Raw genomic sequence first — 21,501 nt, forward strand, 5'->3', positions numbered from 1 at the left:
TCGTAATCCCGTTAATCCTCTGATGAAGTCTCCTCCGGTTTGACAACCGGCACCCCGGTAACTGCATCGGCTATGTTATAGACCACCACGGGCAGGCTGTGGTCGTCAAGAAAGGCCACGGCCAACATGCAGCGTGTGTCCCGCCGGGACTAGAGGCACAACTCCTCGCCCCGGTTACTTCGTTGGCAAAACAAATAAACCCGTCCCTAAGGTAGCAATGATATCAGGCATATCATCGCTAGTAACATCGGCCAGTGCCATTGCCTGATGAACTGAGGTTCCTCCAGCAAACCGCGTCTGTAAATAAAACGATTTCGAGGTATCAAATGAATGATCTGCTGACTGAGGTAGGATGTGTACCATGCTTTGCCCACTCAATATGACGATATCGTTCAATCCGTCTCCGTTCATATCGGCAATTTTAACTTCATCCTGGGCAGTCAAGAGCGTCAACTGAAGAATTTGAGGGCCGGTTATGCCTCCATCGGAGTTTTGAACAAAAATATTGAGACCATTACTCGCAGGGTCAGCGGCAACAATATCTGCTAAACCATCGCCGTTAATGTCCCCCACCGCAAACGATCTAAAATCCGGCCAATAACTTGTTTGGACGGTGTAAAAATCGGGTGTTATATCGAAGCCCCCCATCGAAAGTTGCTTAATTACCGCCACCTGTTTCAGGTCGCTTTGAACGATGATATCGTTGCGGCCATCATTGTTTACATCCGCCACATGAACCTCTCCTCCATATACAACCGAAACCGAGGTGTAGGTTTGTTCAGCGCCTAGTCCACCGTTTTCTTGAAAGAAGATCGATAAAAGTCCATTGCTTCCTTGAACACTTGCTACCACAATATCCTTGCGACCGTCACCGTTGAGGTCAGCGATTGCGAGTGTTCCTGCGGTAGCGGTTGAGAGAGCATATTCCCGGGCTTCGTTGAGAGCATGTGTTGATCCATTCTGAGTATAAATTTTTACTCTGCCACGTAGTCCTGGAAGCCCAGGAATGTCTCCGGTAATCACTAAATCCGCCAAACCGTCATTATCAACATCTCCGATGGCAATTCCCTTTAGTTCTAAGGATGAATTAACAACTAGTGGCTCATTCAGCATGCCTGTTGCATTCTGGTAATAGATAAGGATTCCTTTACTACCATTTGCCTCGATAACCACAACATCATTTCGTCCATCACCATTTAAATCACCTGTAGCTGTATCGCCGAATGCGTTGGAAAAAGCTGTTGCAGGCACCGGATATTCAATGCCAGTGCGGAATCGCAGTTGGGTATTCCGGGGCTGTTGGTTGTTAGGATTCTGCCCCCCACAACCAGACACCAGTATAAAGATGCAGAGCCCCACAAAAATGTTCAACAAAGTACGTCCCATAATGATTTAACCTCTTACCAGCAAAATTTTTCCTTGAATGATCACTGTCGTTGTGACCCGTTTGCAGGCCGAGCCGCTTGGTACCCTTCTGCCCCGGTTTCAGATGGGCCTGTTTCTTCATGTCCTGGAGGATGAACGCCTCCGATGGGGCTGCTCGAACAGCCGCCCGGCACACTAACACGCAGAGTTAGCCTTGATCAATGTAAAACTTCTTGTAAAGGGCTGAAACCACTAGGGGGAAAGATGGAAAGCGGTCACGGGAGCGCTCCATGATGCCATATCGGGAAGGGATTCCAGGAGGCGTAGACGCGGCGGCGCGTGCTCGTGGCATGGAAAGACAAAAGGCTTAGCCCGAAGGGGCTAAGCCTTTTGATTGTATATATGGTACCGGAGGCCGGGGTCGAACCGGCACGCCTTGCGGCGCTGGATTTTGAGTCCAGTGCGTCTACCAATTTCACCACTCCGGCATCTTTTAAAACGGAATTGTTATCCCGCCGCAAAAGAGACACATCTTATACCAACAAAACGAACGCGGGTCAAGTAACTTTCCCTAACCTCTTTCACTCTCCGCCCGTTGCGCCAGATACTGCTCCGCGTCTTCTTCTGTCAGAGGCTTGCTGAAGAAATACCCCTGGATGATGTCACAGCCGTGCTGAACGAGGAAGTCAAGCTGGGCCTGAGTCTCCACCCCTTCCGCCACCACTTTCTTGCCCAGTGTGTGCGCCATGCCGATGGTCGCGGAGGCGATCGCGGCATCGTCGGGATCGACCTCGATGTCCTTCACGAAGGAGCGGTCGATCTTCAGCTTGTCCACCGGGAAGAGCTTCAGGTAGCTCAGTGACGAGTACCCGGTGCCGAAATCGTCGATGGCAAGACCGATCCCCATGGCTTTCAAGGCGCCCAGGATCCTGACGCTCTCCACGGGACGCTCCATGGTCATGCTTTCGGTCACCTCCAACTCGATCATGTGGGGATCGGCGCCGCACTCTTTCATGATCTCCGATAGCATCTCGGGAAGATCGGGCTGCCGCAACTGCCGGGCGGAGAGGTTGACGGCAATGGGTACCACCGGATGCCCCGCTGCGCGCCACCGTGCAGCCTGCCGGCAGGCCTTCTCGAACACATGCCTGCCGATCTCCAGTATCATCCCGGTCTCTTCGGCGACGGGAATGAAGCGGTCCGGGTAGACCAGGCCGCTCTCCGGGCTCTGCCAGCGCACCAGGGCCTCGAAGCCGACCAGGTTGCCGGTGGCCGCGTCCACCTGGGGCTGGTAATGGAGCACGAACTGGTCGCCGGCGACCGCGCTGCGCAGGCTGTTCTCGATGGCGAGCCGCTGCTGCGCGGCGGTGTGCATCTCCTTGGTGAACATCTGGTACGTGTTACGCCCGGCGGCCTTGGCATGGTACATCGCCGCGTCCGCGTTCTTGAACAGTTCCGCAACGGTGGTCCCGTCATTGGGGAAGACGCTGATGCCGATACTCGGGCTGGTGTAGACCGTGTTGTTGTCCAAAAAGTACGGGGCCGCCACGGTCTTGAGGATCTTCTCGGCCAGGTGCGCGGGTTCCACCTGTGACCGGATCGTGGGCTGCACCACCACGAACTCGTCCCCGCCGAAACGGGCCACGACATCCTCGGCCCGCAGCGAGCCCTTGAGCCGGGAGGCCACTTCCATGAGCAGCAGGTCGCCGACATGATGCCCGAGCGTGTCGTTGATCATCTTGAAACGGTCCAGGTCGACGAAAAGGACGGCGAGCAGGTGGCCGCCGCGCCTGGCCTGTTCCAGCGCCTGGGTCAGCCGCTCTACCAGCGTGTGCCGGTTGGGAAGCGAGGTGAGGGTATCGGTATGGGCCAACTGCTCGATGCGCTTCTCCGCCTCCTTGCGCTGGGTGATGTCCGAGAAGGTGGCAAAGTAGTTGGTGATGACGTTGTCCTCGCCGCGGATGGCAGTGATGGTGAGCCACTTGGGATAGAGCGAGCCGTCCTTGCGCTTGTCCCAGATTTCTCCCTGCCAGTAATTGGTCTCCAGGATGGAGCGCCACATGTTCTCGTAGAACTTCTTGTCCTCTATGCCCGACTTGAGCACCCTGGGATTCTTGCCGAGGGCTTCCTCGCGCGAATAGCCGGTGAACTGGGCGAAGGCCTTGTTGGTCTCCATGATCCTGTTTTCGCTGTCGGTTATGACGATCGCTTCGCCGCTCTCGTTGAAGATCTTTGCCAGCAGCTTGATCCGCTTCTGCGCCTTCATCTGCTCGGTGTTGTCCCGGATGCACTCGATGGCGCCGATGACCTCCCCCTTGGAGTTGCGCAGCACCGAAGCGGCCGAGGTAAGGTACGCTGGGCGGTCTCCGACACACGGGACCCAGCATTCGCCGTGCACGATGTCGCCGATGCGGGTAAACCCTTCATAGCGTCCGTCGCAGTCCAGCACCGGATTCATGGCCACATCGATCAGGAGCGGGCGACGGTGCCCGTAGAAAGGGAGGGAATACTGCAAATCGCCCCGACCGATCATGGCCTCGGCCGCCACGCCGGTCAGCCTGGCTAACTCTCTGTTCCACCCGACCACCTGCCCCGAGCTGTCGATGATGAGGGTGGCATCGGGCAAAAAGTCGATGATGGTCAACAGGTACTGCCTGGAATCCTGCAACTCGAGGTTTTTCTCCTTGAGTTGGGCCTCCTGCTGCGAGCGCTCCACCTCGACTGTAATGGTGCGGCGTGTAAGAAAACCGATGGAGACGAGTCCAAGGAGCCAGATGGCACCGTGACTGAGGGCGACTCCCCGGGCCTGTTTTCCTGCAGCTGCATAAAAAGGAGCCAGCGGAATCGAGACGTCGGTGCCGCCGCGCAGTTCACCCACCTTGATACCGGTCCAGGCGTGGCACTTGAGGCAGGACTCCTCCATGATCATGGGCTGCATCATGCGCAGGTACGGCTGCCCGTCGATCATGGTGGCGGCATGGTAGTTTTCGCGGGTCCCCTCGACGATGAACAGGGCTGTCTGCTCCCACGGGTCGGGCGCGTCCAAGGGGTTGAGGTACAGCCTGGAGGTAATTCTGGTGTTGACGCCGTGAAATTCGGGCGCCTCCCGGATGATCTCGTTCATGATCATGGCCGGATTTTTCAGCGTCAGACGCAGTCCCCGGGTCGTCTCCAGGTCCCGGTCCGGTACGTGGTTCAGAAAAGGGCTCGGAGAGACCAGCGGGCCGTGCTCCATGTAGATCCGGCCTCGTTTGGAGGCCCACTTCCTGAAAGCGAGGTCTTTGGCCAGCGCCATCTCTGCCTGGGTCTTGGCGAGCTCATGCGCCTGCTGGTAGGCAACGTGGACGTTCCACCATACGGCGAGGGCCAGCAGCTGGGTCCAGGCCAGGGCGGTAACTACAGCTCTAGAGAGGATTGTTTTTACGAAGCCGTTGTGCTGGAAGGAATTTTGGGGATCGGATTTCACCTCAGCCACTCTCCCGGGGGTTCAGAGTACTCGGCCGATAGTTCATACAACGCAAGCTGGATAGCCAGCCATGGTGACAACTGACCACAGTTTGGCTGCAGTTGTTACTATCGGGTCACAGAGGCGATGGCTGTATAGGACGAATGGAAATAACGATTTCGCAGAACCCTCATGGATGAAGGGGACAGGCACCTGCGGAGCCAGTCCTCAATTCACTATCACAGGAGGGTGGCAGCCAACTCATCATGCAGGGCACAATCTTAGGAGACTGGAACAGGAAGTGGTTAATTGAGCAGGCACGGGAACGTAGAGCCGCAACCAGGGCGGCTATGCGGGATAATTTTTTTTGGTCCAGCACAGAATTATGTATTGACAGTCAAATCAGCGTTTGCTATAAACAGGACTCCTTCGATGGGGCTGTAGCTCAGTTGGGAGAGCGCTTGAATGGCATTCAAGAGGTCGACAGTTCGATCCTGTTCAGCTCCACCATCATTTACAAAGGACTTAGGGATTTCCTAAGTCCTTTTTTTGTTTCTGCATTAAACACAATCTGCTACTCAACGTGAAAAGCACCAGGCAACAGCGCCGGGTGCTTTTCTTTTTGGGGCTCTCTTAGCCCGTGGGCCCTCATCCGAAGGAGGGGACTGGCTCCGCCAGGTGCCTGTCACCTTGGGGCATGGCGAATTCGGCAGGGCTGAAATGAGCGTCCCGCTAGGGGGACAGGCACCTGCGGAGCCGGTCCCCTCTGCTTGCCACACTGCCTCAGCGCAACGGTTCCTTGTTTTCCGCAGCAGCACCCTTGTACCCAGTCATCTCCAAGTACCCGGAACCGCCGGGGCTCCCATCCAAACCGCGCACCGCGACTGCCCCCTCCCAATAGCGAAACGCAGTAAGCAGCTCCTGTTCTGCTAACCAGGGCACCACCTCCAGGGCAAGCCCCTGTGTCGGAATCCGCAGCCGCCACACCGAGGGGTAGCGGACGCCGCTGGCGGGGCTCTGCCACCAACTCACCACTTCCAACTGCACCTCATCACGGCTCAGGTTTCTGCTGCTGCCGTCGGCGGCGACCAGGGTCCCACCCGAGAAGGGATCGCTGCTGCCGTCGCGCCTGCGCAGCTGGTAGAACATCAGGTCCCTGCCGTCATCGAGGTGCAGGGCGAACCAGTCCCAGCCGACCTGGTCCGGTTCGAGGGCGCTGGTGCTCCATTCACGGTCTAGCCAGGAGAGCCCGCTCACGGCGAACCGCTCCGTGCCGAGGCGGAGCGTCCCCGAGGTTGCCAGGCGCGGTATCGAGTAGTAGTACGAGGCGTTTCCCGGCGTCGCCCCCTTGCGGCTCAGCCCCCCTGCCCCATTTAGTACCTCGGGCTTGACGCTGACCAGATCGAAGTCGACGGCGAAATCGGGCTCGGCGGCAGTCAGGCGGACACCCCAGGGGCGGGGCGAGGTCTGCAGCGCGGACCAGTCTTCCAGGCGCACCGCGAGCGGATCCCCGCCGGCCCCGGCCAGCCCCAGCGCGGCCCGGCTGAAGCGCTCGGCGAAGCGATACTTCCTGCCCGCCACATCGGTCACCGCGAAATGCGCCATGTAGACCTCGTTGGTCCCCCAGGCCGATGCCCTGGTGACGGCAACGGGAGTAAGCGCGGTCTTGAAAAAGGTGAGCTGGTAGCCGAAACGACGCCCGTCGGCGGCATGAAGGTTGCCGGTGAAGTACCACCACTCGTTGCGAAAGCCAGGATGCGGTCCGTGGTCGGCGGGAAAGGAGAAGCGGCGCGGCTTGTCGGCGCGCAGATACCCGGGTGCGGCGGCACCGCCCAGGGTCTGGGAGACGCTGAAGGTCTCCTGGCGCGTGTTACCGGCAGGGCGCGTGGCGGACCACAAGAACCAGATCAGCAGCAAGGCGCAAGCAGCAGCCGCGCAGATCAGGATCCGTCGCATGCTAATCCTCCTCCTTCAGGGCCAAGGCGGGAGAGGTGCGGGCGATCCTGAGCGACGGATAGATGCCGGCCAGGAACGCTGCCGTCACCGAGAGGAGCAAGGCCTGGCCGAGCTGCGCCGGCGTGATGGCGAGCTGCATGGTCCAGCCGAAGGAGCGGAGGTTGATCACGTAGATCAAAACCAGCGCCTCGGCGATGCCCAGGGGGAGCGACAGCAGCCCGGCGATGAGCCCGATCAGGACCGTCTCGCCACAGACGACACCCCAGACCTGCCCCGGTGTCAGCCCGATGGCGCGCAGCACGGCGAGCTCGCGGGCCCGCTCCACCTGCATGGCCATGAGCGCGGAGAGGATCCCCACGAAGGCGACCAGCATGGTCAGCATGCGCAGCACCCCGGTGATGGCGAAGGTGCGATCGAAGACCTCGACCGTGGCCTGGCGTAACTGCGCGTTGGAGACCACCGTCACCTGCTCCCCCCCTACCCTTGCCCGCACCAACTCCAAAAGCCGCGCCAGGTCCAGCCCCGGCCGCGCCGTGAAGGACATGCCGTCCACGCTCTCATCGGCGAAATTGGCGAGGTAACCGGCGCGGCTCATGATGACGATGCCGGTATCGGAGCCGTAGTCGTAGATGACGCCGGCGACGGGGAAGCGGCGCTCGCCGCGGCTGGTGCGCAGGGTGACGCTGTCCCCCGGGTGCAGGTGATGCCGGTAACTGTAGGGCTCGGAAACGAGCACGGCTGCGCCGCTGCGGAATGTGCTCCAGGCGCGGGCGGGATCGCCCTCCTTGAAGGGATAGCGCAGGAAGGTCCGCTCCGGGACCTGCAACGAAAACAGTTCCGTCCCACCGGCCGCGCCCTCGATGCGGACCCGGCGCGACAGCGTCACCAGGGCCTCCCCCTCGAGCACGGAGAGGCGGCGCACCAGGGCCGGGTCGAGCGGAGGCCGGTAGCGCCCGCCGCCGCGATCCGCCGAGGTCACGTAGACGTCGGCCTGCAGCCAGTTGGCGAGCCAGTTCTGCACCGTGAGCCGGAACCCTCCCACCATGATGCCGACGCCGATCCCTGCCGAGACCGCAACCACCAGCGCCGCCGTCGCCACCCCGGTGCGGGAGAGGGACACCACCACGCCACGGGCGGCCATCCTGCCCAGCGAACCGAGCACCGTTTCCAGCAGAGGGCGCAGCAGCGCAGAGAGGAGCATGACGGCGGCCGGAACCAGCAGGGTGTAGCCGACGATGACGGCGAAGAGCCCGAGGAAGCCGCCCACGATGCCGCCACGCTCGGTGAAAAACAGCCCACAGCCGGCGGCGATAAGGACAAAGCCGCCGCAGGTCGCCAGCGGCAGGAGCCTCCTGCGCCGGGTCTCCACCTGCGAGCGCGACAGCACCGCGCGCGGGGGTGCGCCGGTCGCCTCCAGGGCGGCGGGCATGGTGGCGGCCAGGGTGGCGGCCACGCCGAGAAGCGCCCCTTTCCAGAGCGCGCCCGGTAGCAGCGGCACCCGGCGCACCTCCATGACGAAGTAGAGGTCGTTGATGGTCCTGGTAACCAGCCGGGTCAGTTCCGAGCCAAGCAGCGCCCCCGCCACCAGGCCGGCCACGGTGCCGGCTACCCCGATCAGCAGCGCTTCGGCGCAGATCATGGCGAAGACTTCCCTGCGGCTCACCCCGAGCGCCCGCAGCATCCCGATCAGACGTCGTCTGCGTACCACCGAGAAGGTCATCGTGTTGTAGATGAGGAACATGCCGACCACGAGGGCGAGCAGGCTCAGGGCCTTCAGGTTGAGCCGGAAGGCGCGGGTCATCTGGTCCAGGGCGCCCGCCCTGGCGCCGGCGGGGACGATGTCGGCGCCGGGGGGGAGGATGGCCCGCACCTCCCTGAGCACCCTGCCCCCCTCCGCCCCGTCCGGCAGGATCAGGTCGATGCGCGACAGTCGCCCCACCATGCCCAGCAGCTCCTGCGCCGTGGCGATGTCGCACACCAGCACCGAGGCAAGCGCCACCCGGCTCACCTGGTCGGGAGGCTCCAGGAACCCTGCCAGCGCCAGCTGCCGCCTGACACCGGCGCTGTCGGCGGGATAGGTCGCGCCGCGCTCCAGGCGCAGTTCTGCGGCACTCTCCGGGAGCATCAGCACGGTGCCCGGGCGGGTCATGAGGGTGGTGAGCAGGCCGCGGTCGGCGAAGCGCGAGGAAAAGCTTCTCAAGGGAGGTTCGGCAAAGGGATCGATGCCGATCAGTTGGAAGGTACGGCCGGCGAGTTGCAGGTGCCCGGACACCACCGGGGCCGAGCCCCGCACGCGCAGCTCCACGCGCATCCTGCGGTAGATATCCTCGGCAAGGCCGGTCGGGCCGCCGACGACCTGGTGCGTGGCGCGCCCGGCGACGGTCTCCGCGGCAAGACGAAAGGCACGCTGGGCCGCCTCGTTGGCGTGGTCCACCGCGGTGACCACGGCTACCCCGAGCGCGACGCCCAGGACCGCCAGCACCGTGAGCCAGGGGTGGCGCAGCACGTTGCGCATCCCCGCGCGCCACAGGATCATGCCCCTGCCCCCGGGACGCCGGCGGCATCGACCAGGACGCCGTCCTTGATGCTGAGCACGCGGTCGGCCAGGGAGGCCACCTCGCCGCTGTGGGTCACCAGCACCAGCGTGGTGCCGGCCGGGCGGAGCAGGCGCTGGAACAGGTCGAGCACCTGGCGCCCGGTCTGGGCATCGAGGTTGCCGGTCGGCTCGTCGGCGAGGACGAGCTTGGGAGCGTGCACCAGGGCGCGGGCCACGGCGACCCGCTGCTGCTCGCCCCCGGAGAGCCGGTCGGGAAAGGCGCGCCCCCGGTCGGCAAGGCCCACCGCGTCCAGGAGCTCGGCGGCACGGCGCCGTCCCGCCGGGGTCAGGGTCCCGGAGAGCTCCAGGGGAAGCAGGACGTTCTCCTCGACGGTAAGGGTGGGGATCAGGTTGTAGAACTGGAAGACGAAGCCGATGTGGTTGCGGCGAAACAGGGTGCGCTCGCGTTCGGAGAGGCGGGAAAGATCGGAGCCGTCCACTCTCACCTCTCCCCGGTCGGGAAGGTCGATGCCGGAGACCAGGTTCAGCAAGGTCGACTTGCCGGAACCGCTGCGCCCGAAAAGGAAGACCCAGGCGCCGGGCTCTATGGACAGGGAGGCGTCGCGAAACACGACCCGCTCCCGGTCCCCCTCGTGGAAACTCTTGCCCACCCCCCTCAGTTCGACAATCGGTTCTGCCATCACATATCCTTTTCCGATCAGGCATGATCTTCCGCCACATGGTTCCAGCCCCCTCTCCCTCCGGGAGAGGGCTAGGGTGAGGGCGTTGCCCAGAGCAGATTATCTGAGCCGGCAAACGCTTTCACCCGCCCGTTGGGCACCCTCTCCCAGAGGGAGAGGGACTAGCGGATGATCGTCGCTAGTCACATATCCTTTTCGGTAATGGGAGGGCGCCGATCAGCTCCCCTGCTTGGCCTGCAAAGCCTCCTGCTGGGCCCGCTCCATTTTCTTGTTGCTCAGGTAGGCGGCCTTGTCGATCTCCTTCAACTGGCGCGGGTACTTGGCAGTCATGTCGTACCAGCGGTTCAGGCGCTGCTCGAATCGCTGCCCCTCCGGGGTCTTCAGGGTGTCCAGGTAGGTCTGTAGGGCCAGGTAGTAGCGCATGGTGTTGCGCTCCACCGCGCCGCGCACCCCGTCGATGTAGGTCTGCTTCCCGTCCTCCCCGACCATGGTGAAGCCCACCTTGTCCCGCCCCAGCGTGGCGAAGTAGGTCTTGATGGCCATGCGCGCCATGGTGCCGTGGCTGTAGGTGTAGCTGAAGTGCAGGAAAGTGGCCTGTCCCTCCAGGGGGACCGCCTGCACCCCGATGCGGTGGTCACGGGTGCCGAAAGGCCCCTCCTCGCCCACCAGTGACAGCTCCAGGTAATCGGGGCGGCTGGCCCCGACCCGGAAGGCAAGCTTCAGCGGATAGGCGTCGGAGGGGGGCTGAAAGTACTTGCGGCCGCTGTAGAGGGTCAACTGCGTCTGCTGCTTGGTGGTCTTGTAGACGCAGGCCTTGATGTTGATGTGCAGGGGGGTGATTTCGCACCACGCCGCGGGAGACTGCAGCGCCTCGCGCACGGTCTCGAAGGGGTGATGGAAGACGCCGTACATGTCGACCCGCACCGAGTCCTGCCCCTCCGTCGACTCCAAGTAGATGGGGGCGCCGAACTGGTTCTTGTCCAGCTTCCCTTTCAGGGCGGCGTACTTGGCAAGAAGGGCGTGTTCCCCGGCGGACTCGCCGTCAGCGGCGCAGGCGAGACCGTAGCAGAAAACGGCGATCAAAAGGACCAAAGCGGCGAGGGTCGCCCGGGTTATCCTCTGGGTAGCTACCATACGAAAAATCCTCCTCCGCCGCCCGCCTCTGCAGCCGGGCCAAGGCGCGGGCATCAGGGAATTTCTGCTTCGTTCGTTGCCTCGGCATCGGCTACGGCATCATCCCACAGCGAGAACAGGACGGCGAAGATGACGGGCCCGACGATGAGACCAAGGAGCCCCAGGCTGACCACGCCGCAGATGGCGCCCAGCACCACGGCCAGGGTCGAGATGTCGCTGGAGGCGCCGATGGCCAGGGGGCGGATGGCGTTGTCGGCAATGCCTACGAAGATGATGCACCAGGCGGCCAGCAGCCCTGCGGCGAGGTAAGAGCCGTTCAGGGCGAGGACGCCGACCAGCGGCACCCAGACCACCGCGGTGCCCACCACGGGGACCAGTGCGGCGATGGCCGTGAGCGCCCCGCAGAAGATCGGCGCCGGCACCCCCGCGACCCAGTAGCCGAGCCCGGCGAGCGCCCCCTGGGTGGCGCAGGTAAGGACCGTACCCACCGTCACCGCCGTGGTGATGGAGCGGACCTGGGAGGCGAAGTGCTGGGCCTTGCGCGGATCGGGGGCCAGTCTGCCGATGAAGGTGGCAACCGCCCGTTCCCCGTCGCGATAGATGAAGTAAAGGATGAACAGTGCAATGGCAAGGGTGCCGAGAAAGCTGAACATGTTGCGCGCCAGGTCCGCGGCAAGCCCCAGTACCAGTGTGGAACTGGTGGAGGCGATCTTGCCCCCGAGGCCGGCCAGGTCGATGTCGAACCGGTCCACCAGCGACATGATCTTCTGCACCACGGGATAGTGGCCGAAGTTGGTGGTGCCTGTCTTCGCTACCGTCTGCACCAGTTGCACCACCTGCCTGTACCACTCGGGGGCGTTGACCGCCGCGGTGACCACCAGTGCTGCCACCGGCAGGACGAAGCAGATCGCGACGGCGAACACCATGATTCCGGCCGAGCGGTCGGGATGCTCAGGGTAGCGACGCAGCACGCGGTTGTAATGGGGCATGGTGGCAACGCCGATGATGAGTCCCCAGGCCAGCGGCTTCAAGACGGGAGCGGCCAGGATAACCATCACTACGACAACAGCGGCCGTTATCAAGGCCGCAAGGATGCTGAGATAGAGTTTTCTGTCCATCGGGCTCCCCTTGGAGGGTGGTATGGCATTGCTGGATTACCGGGGTGCTTCGGGAAGTGCCATGGCTGGACCGGATCGGTCCATGATGTAGGCGGGCACCGGGGGCGCCCGCCTGACGGGTAAGGTAGCTATAGGGGGACTGGCTCCGCCAGGTGCCTGTCCCCTTAACGCGTGGTTTCGATCTTGCGTCCCTTCTCCTCGGGCGCCGCGGTCGGGCGCTGGGTCCCCTCGGGCTGCACCGACTGCTCGGTCTGGAACGGCAGCCGCTCGCGCCGCTCGTTGCCCAGGGCGGGCGGTTCCTCGACGACTTTCCAGTTCTTGCCGACCGGGACCGAGAGTTCTTTTACCGGTGCCGGTTGTACCTGGGGCTGCTGTTTGGCAGCGAAGATGGTGCAGGCACTGAGTGACAGCAGAGCGATTACAAGTAGCGTTGAACGTGCGTGTCTCATGGCGTCGACTCCTGAAGGATTTGTTGCCGGTGAGCTGAGTCTGCTTCTGCTGCTGACCGTTCTTACCGCACTCCCCGCCGGTCCTGAGAGTAAGGATAGCAAGACGCGGAAATAATTAAAAGTTTTGTTTTGAACGGCTCAGCAACTGCAGCCATAGCAACAACAATTCCTTCTGATCGAACTGCCGTCGAAAACACAACCAAGGGCTAATTATGGCAAAGAACCGGGCGCGGTCAACCTTGTCGCGTCACATGGCCCTGAACTCGGAGAGCGGATAGACCGCCATTCCCGACAGCTCGGGTTTCAGCGTCGACGCCTCCACCGGCGCATTCAACTGCGGCTCGTCGAAGACGATGCGCACCTCCCCCCCGGCGGCGCTGCGGATCTCGATGGTCTCCGGGAAGGGGACCCCGTCCAGGCTTTGATACCCCTGGTAGCGCACCTGGTCACCGGACGGGGCGACCTTGCGCTCCAGCATGCCGATCTCGTCGAAGTAGTAGGTGGTCCCGGCGACCTCCACCTTCTCTTTGAGCGGCCCGGGCAGCGGCAGCGGGGACGGCGCCATCACCCAGCGGAACAGCTGCAGGCTCTTCAGCGAACTCTGCTGCGGCAATTCCGAGAGCAGCCCGGTGAAGGCGACCTGCTTGGAGGGGATGACGCAGGTGAAACGGTCGTCCTCGCCGAAGGCTTCCAGCATGGTCTGCCCGAACGGGGACAGGATGAGCAGGTGGTACAGGTCGGGCGCCTGGTAGACCAGGTAGCCCCGGCCTGCGCTGCTGCGCTCTCCCGAGGTGGCCGACAGGCTCACCGATGACTGCAGCGTGGTGATGCTGCGCCCCGGCACCAGGCCGGTAAGAGGCTTCTTTACGGTGGCGCAGCCGGAAAGGGTCGCGGCGCAGATAAGCAGCACAATCAGGAGCAATGAACGAAAAGTGTTGTGAGCGTTCAAGGTAACCTCGCGTCGGGTAATAGGGAGTCCAGGGGTCAGGGGGCCGGCTCGGCCTGCGCCATGTCATGGGCGACGAAGCGGCCGCAGACGAAGCAGAAGACGCCGGCCAGGGCCATCACCAGCGGGGTCGACAACAGCGCGTTGCGCAGCCCCCACTGGTCGGAGAACCACCCAAGGATGGACGGGGAAATGGCGTCGCCCAGGGCGTGGATGAAGAAGATGTTCACCGCGAAGGCCATGGCGCGCATGCCGGGGTTGGTAACGTTGATGATGACGGTGTTGAGCGGACCGGTGTTGAGGAACAGGAAGAACTCCGCCATGAAGATCGCCGCCATGCAGGAGGGGACGTCACCGGCCAGGATGGCCCAGGCGGCGAAAGGGGCGCCGATGAAGAAACCCCACCCCGATACCAGCAGGTATCCCTTGCTGCTCTTCTTCTGCCAGCGGTCGCCCAGGATGCCCCCCGCCAGTGTGCCGAGGATACCGGCCACCACGGTCACGGCGCCGAACATCAGGTTGGCCTTCTCCACGTTGAGGGCATGGGTGCGGAACAGGAAGGTGGGGATCCACTGGGCCAGCCCGCCGATGGCGAAGGTCATGGCGGCCATGGCCAGCGTGTTGGTGACGAAGGAGCGGTTGTAGAACAGCTGCAGGTAGCCGACGAGCCCCTCCCCCTGCCCCGCCGCCGGCTGGTCGTCCGCCATCTGGCGCTCGGGGGTGCGCAGGAACCAGAGCGGCACGGCGACCAGAAGCCCGGGCAGGCCGACCATCAGGAAGGCCGAGTGCCAGCCGAAACGCTGGCCGAGCACGCCGCCCAAGAGATAGCCCAGGGCGCTGCCGACGGGAATGGCGACGTAGAACCAGGAGAGGACGCTGCCGCGTTTCTCCTTTTCGAAAAAGTCGGCGATGAGTCCCGGCGAGACGGTGCCGAAGCTGGCCTCCCCTACCCCGACGGTGGCGCGGGCGGCGAGGAGCGAGCGGTAGCCCGGGGCGAAACCGGCCAGGATGGTGGCGAAGCTCCAGATCACCACGCCGGTGGAGGCGAGCTTGACCCGGTCCCAGTGGTCCCCCAGCCAGCCGAATACCGGGGCGATCACCATGTAGCTCACCATGAAGGCGCTGCCCAGGAGGCCCAGTTCCGTGTCCGTTATGGAGAGGTCCGCCTTGATCAGCGGGAAGACGGCAAACAGCACCTGCCGGTCGATGTAGTTCAAGAGGTTCACCGCCAGCAAAAGCCCGAGGGCATAGCGGCGGTAAGCCAGAGAAACGGGTTCCTTCATCCCACACACTCCTTCATCGCAACATCATTGAATTTCAGCCACCGCGGCCTGCGCCCGCGCCACGATCTCGGCCGGTTCCTCGAACCGGAAGCGGAGCGGTTTGCCGAAGCTGACCGTCACCGTGCCCCGGTTGGGAAGGCCGGTATGTTTAGGCGGGAGGATCTTGTCGGTCCCCACGATCTTCACCGGCACGATGGGAATCTCCAGCTCCTTGGCGATGATGCCCAGGCCGAGCTGGAAGTCCTGCATGGCGCCGTCGTGCGAATGCCCCCCCTCCGGGAAGATGAGGGTGTTGAGCCCGCGGTCGGTCAGTTTCCCCATGTACTTGACGGCAGTGGAGAAGCCGCTGGTCTGCGGCAGCGGGAACAGGTTCAGGAACAGGGTCCCGTACTGGTAGGCTGCCAGGCGCAGGAAACGGTCCAGGCCGTGGTAGTCGCCGAAGAAGAATTCCTCCCAGGCCGCGGTCGCCGTGCGGTAGCGGACCTCCCTGGGGAGCGCGAACATCAGCGAGGGCTGGTCGAAGTACCCCAGGTGGTTGCCGATGAAGATCACCGGCCCGTCAAGGTGTTCGACGTTCTCGCGCCCGCGCACCTCGAGCTTCACGAAGAGCCGGTACAGGGGGTAGTTCAGGAGCGCGTCGCCCAGCATGCGCAGCGCGCGCACCGGGGCCGAGTTGGTCCAGAAGCGGTAGTGGCCGCGCCGGTGCCCCTTTTCGCGCCGGGCGATGATGCGGCGCACCTCGGCGACCCTGGTCTGGGGCCCGATCTGGGAGTCCTCGATGTCGAGACGGAACTCCTGCTCCAGGTAGTTGACCAGTTCCAGCCGCCCGATCGAGGTGAGCCCGAGGTCGGCGACCAGCAGGGATTCCTCTTTGATTTCAGCCGGGTCGGCACCGGTCACCTTGGCCAGAAGATTAACCAGGTGGTCCTGGGTGGTACCGGCGCCTCCCGCGGCGGCGCCTTGTTTCACCTGCTCCTTGACCTGGAACTTCTTGATCTTGAGCGTGGTGGTCTTCGGGAACTCGGGTTCGCGCCAGATGGTGCAGCCGGTGATCTGGTGCATGGTGTCCAACTGGGCGTTGGCCCGGGCCAGGATCTCGTCCGGCTTGGCGCCGCTATCGTCCAGCAAGAGGACCGCGTGCACCTCCTCCCCTGCCCCGCGGTCCAGGCCGATGACGCAGGATTCCTTGACGCCGGGAACCTTGTTCAGCACCGCTTCCAGTTCGTCCGGGTAGACGTTGACCCCGCCGCCGGTGACGATCAGCTCCTTCTCGCGCCCCTTGATGGTGAGCCAGCCATCCGGCCCGATCTCGCCCAGGTCGCCGGTCTTGAACCAGCCGTCGGCGGTGAAGGCGTCCCGGGTCGCCGCCTCGTTCTGGTAGTACCCCGGGAAGACGTTGTCGCCCCGCACCACCACCTCCTTGCCGTCCAGCCTGAGCTCGACGCCCGGAAGCGGCGGCCCCACCGAGCCCGCCACCTGCTTGTCGATGGTGTTGACGCAGAGGACCGGCGAGCACTCGGAAAGCCCGTACCCCTCCAGCACGGTGAAGCCCATGCTGTCCCAGAAGCGGAACACGTCCGGGTCGAGCGGAGCCCCGCCCGAGACGAAGACGGTAAAGTGGGCGCCGAATTTCCTCTGCACCGGGAAGAAGAGCTTCTTGCGCGCCGGCTTGGAGAGCCCCGCCCCGATCCTGGCCAGCGCGGCAAAAACCCCGGTGAGATGCTTCTCGGCCAACTCGCGCTCGATGGTGGTCTTCAAAAGCTGCATCAGGCGCGGCACGGACATGATGACGTAGACGTCTTCCTCGCCGAGGGCCTCCATGATGGCGGAAGGCTTGAGCGTGCGCGGGTAGATGACGGCGCCGCCGCGGTACAGCGGCGTGAAGAAGCCACCCATCTGCTCGAACATGTGCGACAGCGGCAGCAGCGAGAGAAAGGAAAACTCCGGGGTGATGATGGGCACCTGCCGGTTGATCTGCAGGATGTTGGCCACCAGGTTCTTGTGGGTCAGGATCACCCCTTTGGGGTTGCCGGTGGTTCCCGAGGTGTAGATGAGCTGCGCGATGTCGTCCGGCGCGGGATGCACCACGTCCGGGTACGGTGCTACCTCCTCCAGCAGGTACTTCAGGTCCTCGAGCAGCAGGGAGTTTTCCACCTGGAGCCGCTCCGGCTTGAAGCGGCTTTGCAGCACCACCTTGGCCTGGGTCAGCTTCAGGATCGATTCGGCGCGGCCGCGGTCGGACATGAAGTCGACCGGAACGGCGATGGCGCCGCGCATGATGATGCCCCAGTAGGCAACGCCCCACCAGGACGAGTTGGGACCCCACAAGAGGACGCGGTCGCCGGGCTCGACGCCGTGTCGCGCCAGCAGGGCCGCCATTTTCAGGGACAGTACCGAAAGCTCGCCATACGAGACAGCGAAACGGCGCACGCCGGTGCGATTCACCAAGGCGGTCTTGTCGCCCCGCGGCGCGAAACTATGGAATAGATCTACCAGTGTCCGCATATCTGACTCCCGTAGGCGGCGCATGTCAGTTGCAGCTTCACGATATACATCTGATTCGAACCAAGAAAGACCCGGCGGCACCACCTACTGACACTATTTCATCCGTGTCTTTTCTCCCAAGCAAGCATTGTCACACGCAGGCATCGCTTTGGCAACCAAACAAACGCAATGAGCAATCAATGGCCACTTTGTGAGCAACTGCGCCGGGGTGGCGAGTTTAACCGAAGCTGCCGGCAAAAACCAATGCAAAAAAGGAATAAGGGGACGCGCTGCGACACGATGAACCTCTCCCCCTGGGAGAGGGTGCCCGAAGGGCGGGTGAGGGCTCTGGCGAGCTGCAATTATTTTGACCTTGGCAACGCCCTCACCCCTGCCCCTCTCCCGAAGGGCGAGGGGGTGTGGAATATAAAAAAAGCCGCCCCGGTGTGGGAGCGGCTTTTTAACAGAGTCGGGAACGATCGGGATCAGGCCACCTTGGCCTTGGCGCTTTCCTTGGGAGCCTTGGCGACCTTGGTGACCTTGGCGGGCTTGGCAGCCTTCGCGGCCTTGGCAGGCTTGGCTGCCTTGGCGGGAACGGCCTTCTTGGCCTCGATGTTGGCCATGCGCACGCCGCGCGCCTTGGCGAGATTGTCGGCCAACCCACGGTCCAGCGCCATCTTCCGGCGCGCCTCGGAGTAGTTCTTGGCGGCCAGCGGCTGCTTGCCCGGAATGCCGAACTGCTTCTTGTACTCGCCCGGCTTCATGCCGTGCGCGGTGTTCAGATGGCGGGCCAGCGTCTTGAAGCCCCCTTTACCGCACAGCATGCAGACGACCTCACCTTTCTTGAACGCTTCTTTGACGGTCATGGAAGCCTTCGGTTCCTCTACACCCTCGACAGGTTCGCCGGCTTCAAGGTTTTTGAGGGCGCTGTGCACTTTGCTGATTTCGAATATAAGCTGATCAGAAGTCATAGGAGTGCTAGACGCATGTGACGCTACGATCTGAGCCGCAATCTCTACCAAAGTTGCCATTGATTATCCCTCCATTGATCATTATCTGCCTTGCAATATAGTGGCAGGTTTCCATGCATTGTCAAATCCACAAAATAAAGTTTGTTTGTGTCAGCCGGTATAGCCACTGAGGGTAAGCAATGACAGGCAATGTGACTAGCGGATGTCAGTAAGCGAAAAAAGGAATCGACACAATGTTCGATTGCCGTCAGCTATGAAAGAGAAATAGGTGATAACCGTTGCTCCAGATATAGGAACAGGCCTCCATATACCACAAGCGCTCCAGGCGCGCCGCCAGCATAATGCGGCGGCACCAGGCAACACCAGCAGCGCGGTAGGGTAAAGATTTGCCGAAAATAACTTTTACATTAGTCAAAGAGTCGAGATTTACGGTTGACAAAACTTCAGCGTCCCAGTATTAGTAAGACACTGATTCAAGCAGAACCCCTTACAACCGAATAGCATTACTTATCTAGAGCGATCGAGGGACGGGCCCTATGACGTCGCGGCAACCTCCCCATGTGGGGAAGGTGCCAAATCCTGCGGAACGGAAGTTCCGGAAGATAAGGAAGTGCGGACCGAGCCATAGAGACAAGTCCCCTTCCGACCCCGGAAGGGGACTTTTTTCATTCGGAGGCTACGATGAACATCGCAACAACCGCAGCACAGATAGGCCTGGAGCGTGAGAGCCGGACCGGCGCCGTCACCGTTCCCATCTACCAGACTGCCACATTCCGCCACCCCGGCCTCGGTCAGAGTACCGGGTACGACTACAGCCGCTCCGGCAACCCGACCCGCCAGGCCCTCGAGGAAGGTCTGGCCCGGCTCGAAGGCGCCAGCCGCGGCTTCGCCTACGCCTCTGGGATGGCCGCCATCACCAGCCTCATGTTCCTGTTCCAGCAGGGAGACCACCTGATCGTCACCGAAGACCTCTACGGCGGGAGCTACCGGCTCTTCGAGAAGCTGTTCCAGCAGTTCGGCCTGACCTTCAGTTATGTCGACACCAGCGACGTGGAACAGGTGCGCCAGGCGATCCGCCCCAACACCCGCGCTCTCTTCGTGGAATCGCTCACCAACCCGCTTTTGAAGGTCGCCGACGTGCGCGGGCTGGCCGAGGTGTGTAAGGCCAACGACATGCTCTGCATCGTCGACAACACCTTCCTGACCCCCTACCTGCTGCGCTGCCTCGACCTTGGCGCCGACATCACCGTGTACTCCGGCAGCAAGTACCTGGCCGGCCACAACGACGTCGTCTGCGGCCTGGTGGCGGTGAAGGACGCGGCGCTGGCCGAAAAGGTCTACTTCCACCAGAACGGCGCCGGCGCGGTACTCGGGCCGCAGGATTCCTGGCTCACCATCCGCGGCATCAAGACCCTCGGCCTGCGCATGGACCGCCAGCAGGAAAACGCCCTGGCGCTGGCGCAGTGGCTCGAGCAGCATCCCAAGGTGGGGCGCGTGTATTACCCCGGCCTCCCCAATCACCCGGGGCACGCGCTGATGCAGCACCAGTGCGGCGGCTTCGGCGCCATGATCGCCTTCGAAGTGACCGAACCGGCGCTGGTGAACCAGCTCTTGATGAAGACCCAGATCATCTCCTTCGCCGAGAGCCTGGGCGGGGTCGAGAGCCTGATCACCTTCCCCCAGGTGCAGACCCATGCCGACATCGAGCCGGAGAAACTGCAGCGGCTCGGCATCAACCACCTGCTCTTGCGCCTCTCCGTGGGGATCGAAGACAAGGACGACCTGATCGCCGACCTGGCGCAGGCTTTTGAAGGAGAAGACGCATGAAATTCGCCACCGAACTGATCCACGGCCTGGACCCGATCGACGCCCAGCACGGCTCCGTCAGCCACCCCATCTACCTCTCCTCGACCTTTGCGCAGCGCTCCATCGACAGCTTCGGGCGCTACGACTACGCCCGCTCCGGCAATCCGACCCGCGAGGCGCTGGAAGAGGCGGTAGCCGGGCTGGAAAAGGGAGCCGTCGGCCTCGCCTTCGCCTCGGGAATCGCGGCCACCGCCTCCACCCTGCTCCTGTTCCGGCCGGGCGACCACCTGGTGGTGTGCGAGGACGTCTATGGCGGCACCTTCCGGCTGCTCACCACCCTGTTCAAGGGGTGGGGGCTGGAGGCCACCTTCGTCGATGCAACCGACAACGACGCCATTGCCGCGGCCATCCGTCCGGAGACCAGGGCGCTCTACCTGGAGACCCCGTCCAACCCGCTGATCAAGATCACCGATCTCTCCGCCGCGGTGGCGCTGGCCAAGGAGCACGCGATCCTCACCATCGTTGACAACACCTTCATGACCCCGTACCTGCAGCGGCCCTTGGAGCTTGGCTGCGATATCGTCGTGCACAGCGGGACCAAGTTCCTCAACGGCCACTCCGATGTCATCTGCGGGTTCGCGGTGGCGAAGGATGCCGAGTTGGGGCAGCGGCTGCGTTTCATCCAGAATGCCTTCGGCGCCGTGCTCGGTCCGCAGGACTGCTGGCTGGTGCTGCGCGGGCTGAAAACCCTCAAGGTACGCATGGAGGAACACCAGGCAAGTGCGCGGAAAATAGTGGCATGGCTTGGCGAGCAGAAAGAGGTGCGGCAGGTTTACTATCCCGGCCTCCCCGACCATCCCGGTTACGAGATCCACAACCGCCAGGCAAGCGGCCCCGGTGGTGTGCTCTCCTTCGAGCTTGCCAGCTACGACACCACCAAGCGGCTGTTGGAAGGGGTGAAGCTGGCGGCCTTTGCCGTGAGCCTCGGGGGCGTCGAGAGCATCCTCTCCTACCCCGCCAAGATGTCGCACGCGGCGATGCCGCCGGCCGAACGCGAGGCGCGCGGGATCAAGGATACGCTGGTGCGTCTGTCGGTGGGTCTCGAGGACCCCGATGACCTGATTGCCGACATGGCAAGGTTCCTCAACGTTTAAAAAAAATACAAGCAGTTACGCAAAGAACGCTGAGTATCCGCGATGGACGCAAAGAAAGACTCGGGATGGTAACCCCAAAAGCTTTCATTGCGTTCTTCGCGCCTACTTGAAGTTCTTTGCGTAACTGCTTTTTCAACAAAAAAAAGCCCAGGG

At 62.7% G+C, this 21,501-nt stretch carries 14 protein-coding genes, 2 tRNA genes and 1 riboswitch; of the genes, 3 read left to right on the plus strand and 13 right to left on the minus strand.

Going from position 1 to position 21,501, the window contains the following annotated elements; translation table 11 throughout:
* Positions 1–174: 174 nt before the first annotated feature.
* The 3 genes from H7687_RS06180 to H7687_RS06190 all read right to left on the minus strand — a co-directional run bounded on the left by H7687_RS06180 (position 175) and on the right by H7687_RS06190 (position 4,831).
* Positions 175–1,386 carry an FG-GAP repeat domain-containing protein gene (locus H7687_RS06180; protein ID WP_183346195.1) on the minus strand — a complete coding sequence of 404 codons (1,212 nt, stop codon included), beginning with the start codon at positions 1,384–1,386 and terminating at the stop codon, positions 175–177.
* 382 nt (positions 1,387–1,768) lie between these two features.
* Positions 1,769–1,853 (minus strand) — tRNA-Leu (locus H7687_RS06185).
* Positions 1,854–1,936: 83 nt separating this feature from the next.
* Positions 1,937–4,831, minus strand: a complete 2,895-nt coding sequence (locus H7687_RS06190) for an EAL domain-containing protein (RefSeq protein ID WP_183346196.1) — start codon at positions 4,829–4,831, stop codon at positions 1,937–1,939.
* Between the two features lie 413 nt (positions 4,832–5,244).
* On the opposite strand from H7687_RS06190, the gene H7687_RS06195 reads away from it, so the two are divergent.
* Positions 5,245–5,320: transfer RNA gene (locus H7687_RS06195), tRNA-Ala, on the plus strand.
* Positions 5,321–5,593: 273 nt separating this feature from the next.
* On the opposite strand, the gene H7687_RS06200 is transcribed toward H7687_RS06195, so the two are convergent.
* From H7687_RS06200 to H7687_RS06245, 10 genes are all read right to left on the minus strand, one after another.
* Positions 5,594–6,766, minus strand: coding sequence for a lipocalin-like domain-containing protein (locus H7687_RS06200; protein WP_183346197.1), 1,173 nt, complete (start codon positions 6,764–6,766; stop codon positions 5,594–5,596).
* A gap of 1 nt (position 6,767) precedes the next feature.
* A complete protein-coding gene (locus tag H7687_RS06205) occupies positions 6,768–9,302 on the minus strand; it encodes an ABC transporter permease (RefSeq protein ID WP_183346198.1) in 2,535 nt (844 codons plus the stop codon).
* Positions 9,299–10,003, minus strand: a complete 705-nt coding sequence (locus H7687_RS06210) for an ABC transporter ATP-binding protein (protein WP_183346199.1) — start codon at positions 10,001–10,003, stop codon at positions 9,299–9,301. Before H7687_RS06210 ends, H7687_RS06205 begins: the two co-directional genes overlap by 4 nt.
* Before the next feature lie 216 nt (positions 10,004–10,219).
* Positions 10,220–11,137 (minus strand): hypothetical protein, encoded by a 918-nt coding sequence (locus H7687_RS06215; RefSeq protein ID WP_183346200.1) that lies wholly within the window; start codon positions 11,135–11,137, stop codon positions 10,220–10,222.
* A 53-nt stretch (positions 11,138–11,190) separates the two neighbouring features.
* Entirely contained in the window at positions 11,191–12,255 is a 1,065-nt protein-coding gene (locus H7687_RS06220; protein WP_183346201.1) for an AI-2E family transporter, read from the minus strand.
* Between the two features lie 164 nt (positions 12,256–12,419).
* Positions 12,420–12,704 carry a hypothetical protein gene (locus H7687_RS06225; RefSeq protein ID WP_183346202.1) on the minus strand — a complete coding sequence of 95 codons (285 nt, stop codon included), beginning with the start codon at positions 12,702–12,704 and terminating at the stop codon, positions 12,420–12,422.
* 247 nt (positions 12,705–12,951) lie between these two features.
* Positions 12,952–13,653, minus strand: coding sequence for a lipoprotein insertase outer membrane protein LolB (locus H7687_RS06230; protein WP_183346203.1), 702 nt, complete (start codon positions 13,651–13,653; stop codon positions 12,952–12,954).
* A 35-nt stretch (positions 13,654–13,688) separates the two neighbouring features.
* Positions 13,689–14,933, minus strand: a complete 1,245-nt coding sequence (locus tag H7687_RS06235) for a spinster family MFS transporter (protein ID WP_183346204.1) — start codon at positions 14,931–14,933, stop codon at positions 13,689–13,691.
* Positions 14,934–14,957: 24 nt separating this feature from the next.
* Entirely contained in the window at positions 14,958–17,438 is a 2,481-nt protein-coding gene (locus tag H7687_RS06240; RefSeq protein WP_183346205.1) for an AMP-binding protein, read from the minus strand.
* Between the two features lie 464 nt (positions 17,439–17,902).
* The gene (locus tag H7687_RS06245) at positions 17,903–18,448 is read right to left on the minus strand and encodes a Ros/MucR family transcriptional regulator (protein WP_183346206.1); all 546 of its coding nucleotides are present in this window, start codon (positions 18,446–18,448) and stop codon (positions 17,903–17,905) included.
* A 444-nt stretch (positions 18,449–18,892) separates the two neighbouring features.
* A riboswitch (SAM riboswitch) is annotated at positions 18,893–18,997 on the plus strand.
* A gap of 72 nt (positions 18,998–19,069) precedes the next feature.
* Here H7687_RS06245 and H7687_RS06250 point away from each other — a divergent pair.
* Together H7687_RS06250 and H7687_RS06255 are read left to right on the plus strand one after the other, a co-directional pair.
* Positions 19,070–20,215, plus strand: a complete 1,146-nt coding sequence (locus tag H7687_RS06250) for a trans-sulfuration enzyme family protein (RefSeq protein ID WP_183346207.1) — start codon at positions 19,070–19,072, stop codon at positions 20,213–20,215.
* Entirely contained in the window at positions 20,212–21,348 is a 1,137-nt protein-coding gene (locus H7687_RS06255; RefSeq protein WP_183346208.1) for a trans-sulfuration enzyme family protein, read from the plus strand. Before H7687_RS06250 ends, H7687_RS06255 begins: the two co-directional genes overlap by 4 nt.
* Positions 21,349–21,501 lie beyond the last annotated feature (153 nt).

The sequence above is a fragment of the Geomonas paludis genome, assembly GCF_014193585.1.
Taxonomy (GTDB): Bacteria; Desulfobacterota; Desulfuromonadia; order Geobacterales; family Geobacteraceae; genus Geomonas; species Geomonas paludis.

What these genes read in the sequence shown, in the direction of transcription:
- H7687_RS06250 (WP_183346207.1), top strand. Translation starts at nt 19,070, where the DNA reads ATGAACATCGCAACAACCGCAGCACAGATAGGCCTGGAGCGTGAGAGC.
- H7687_RS06240 (WP_183346205.1), bottom strand. Translation starts at nt 17,438, where the DNA reads ATGCGGACACTGGTAGATCTATTCCATAGTTTCGCGCCGCGGGGCGAC.
- H7687_RS06210 (WP_183346199.1), bottom strand. Translation starts at nt 10,003, where the DNA reads ATGGCAGAACCGATTGTCGAACTGAGGGGGGTGGGCAAGAGTTTCCAC.
- H7687_RS06180 (WP_183346195.1), bottom strand. Translation starts at nt 1,386, where the DNA reads ATGGGACGTACTTTGTTGAACATTTTTGTGGGGCTCTGCATCTTTATA.
- H7687_RS06220 (WP_183346201.1), bottom strand. Translation starts at nt 12,255, where the DNA reads ATGGACAGAAAACTCTATCTCAGCATCCTTGCGGCCTTGATAACGGCC.
- H7687_RS06255 (WP_183346208.1), top strand. Translation starts at nt 20,212, where the DNA reads ATGAAATTCGCCACCGAACTGATCCACGGCCTGGACCCGATCGACGCC.
- H7687_RS06235 (WP_183346204.1), bottom strand. Translation starts at nt 14,933, where the DNA reads ATGAAGGAACCCGTTTCTCTGGCTTACCGCCGCTATGCCCTCGGGCTT.
- H7687_RS06215 (WP_183346200.1), bottom strand. Translation starts at nt 11,137, where the DNA reads ATGGTAGCTACCCAGAGGATAACCCGGGCGACCCTCGCCGCTTTGGTC.
- H7687_RS06205 (WP_183346198.1), bottom strand. Translation starts at nt 9,302, where the DNA reads ATGATCCTGTGGCGCGCGGGGATGCGCAACGTGCTGCGCCACCCCTGG.
- H7687_RS06225 (WP_183346202.1), bottom strand. Translation starts at nt 12,704, where the DNA reads ATGAGACACGCACGTTCAACGCTACTTGTAATCGCTCTGCTGTCACTC.
- H7687_RS06200 (WP_183346197.1), bottom strand. Translation starts at nt 6,766, where the DNA reads ATGCGACGGATCCTGATCTGCGCGGCTGCTGCTTGCGCCTTGCTGCTG.
- H7687_RS06245 (WP_183346206.1), bottom strand. Translation starts at nt 18,448, where the DNA reads ATGGCAACTTTGGTAGAGATTGCGGCTCAGATCGTAGCGTCACATGCG.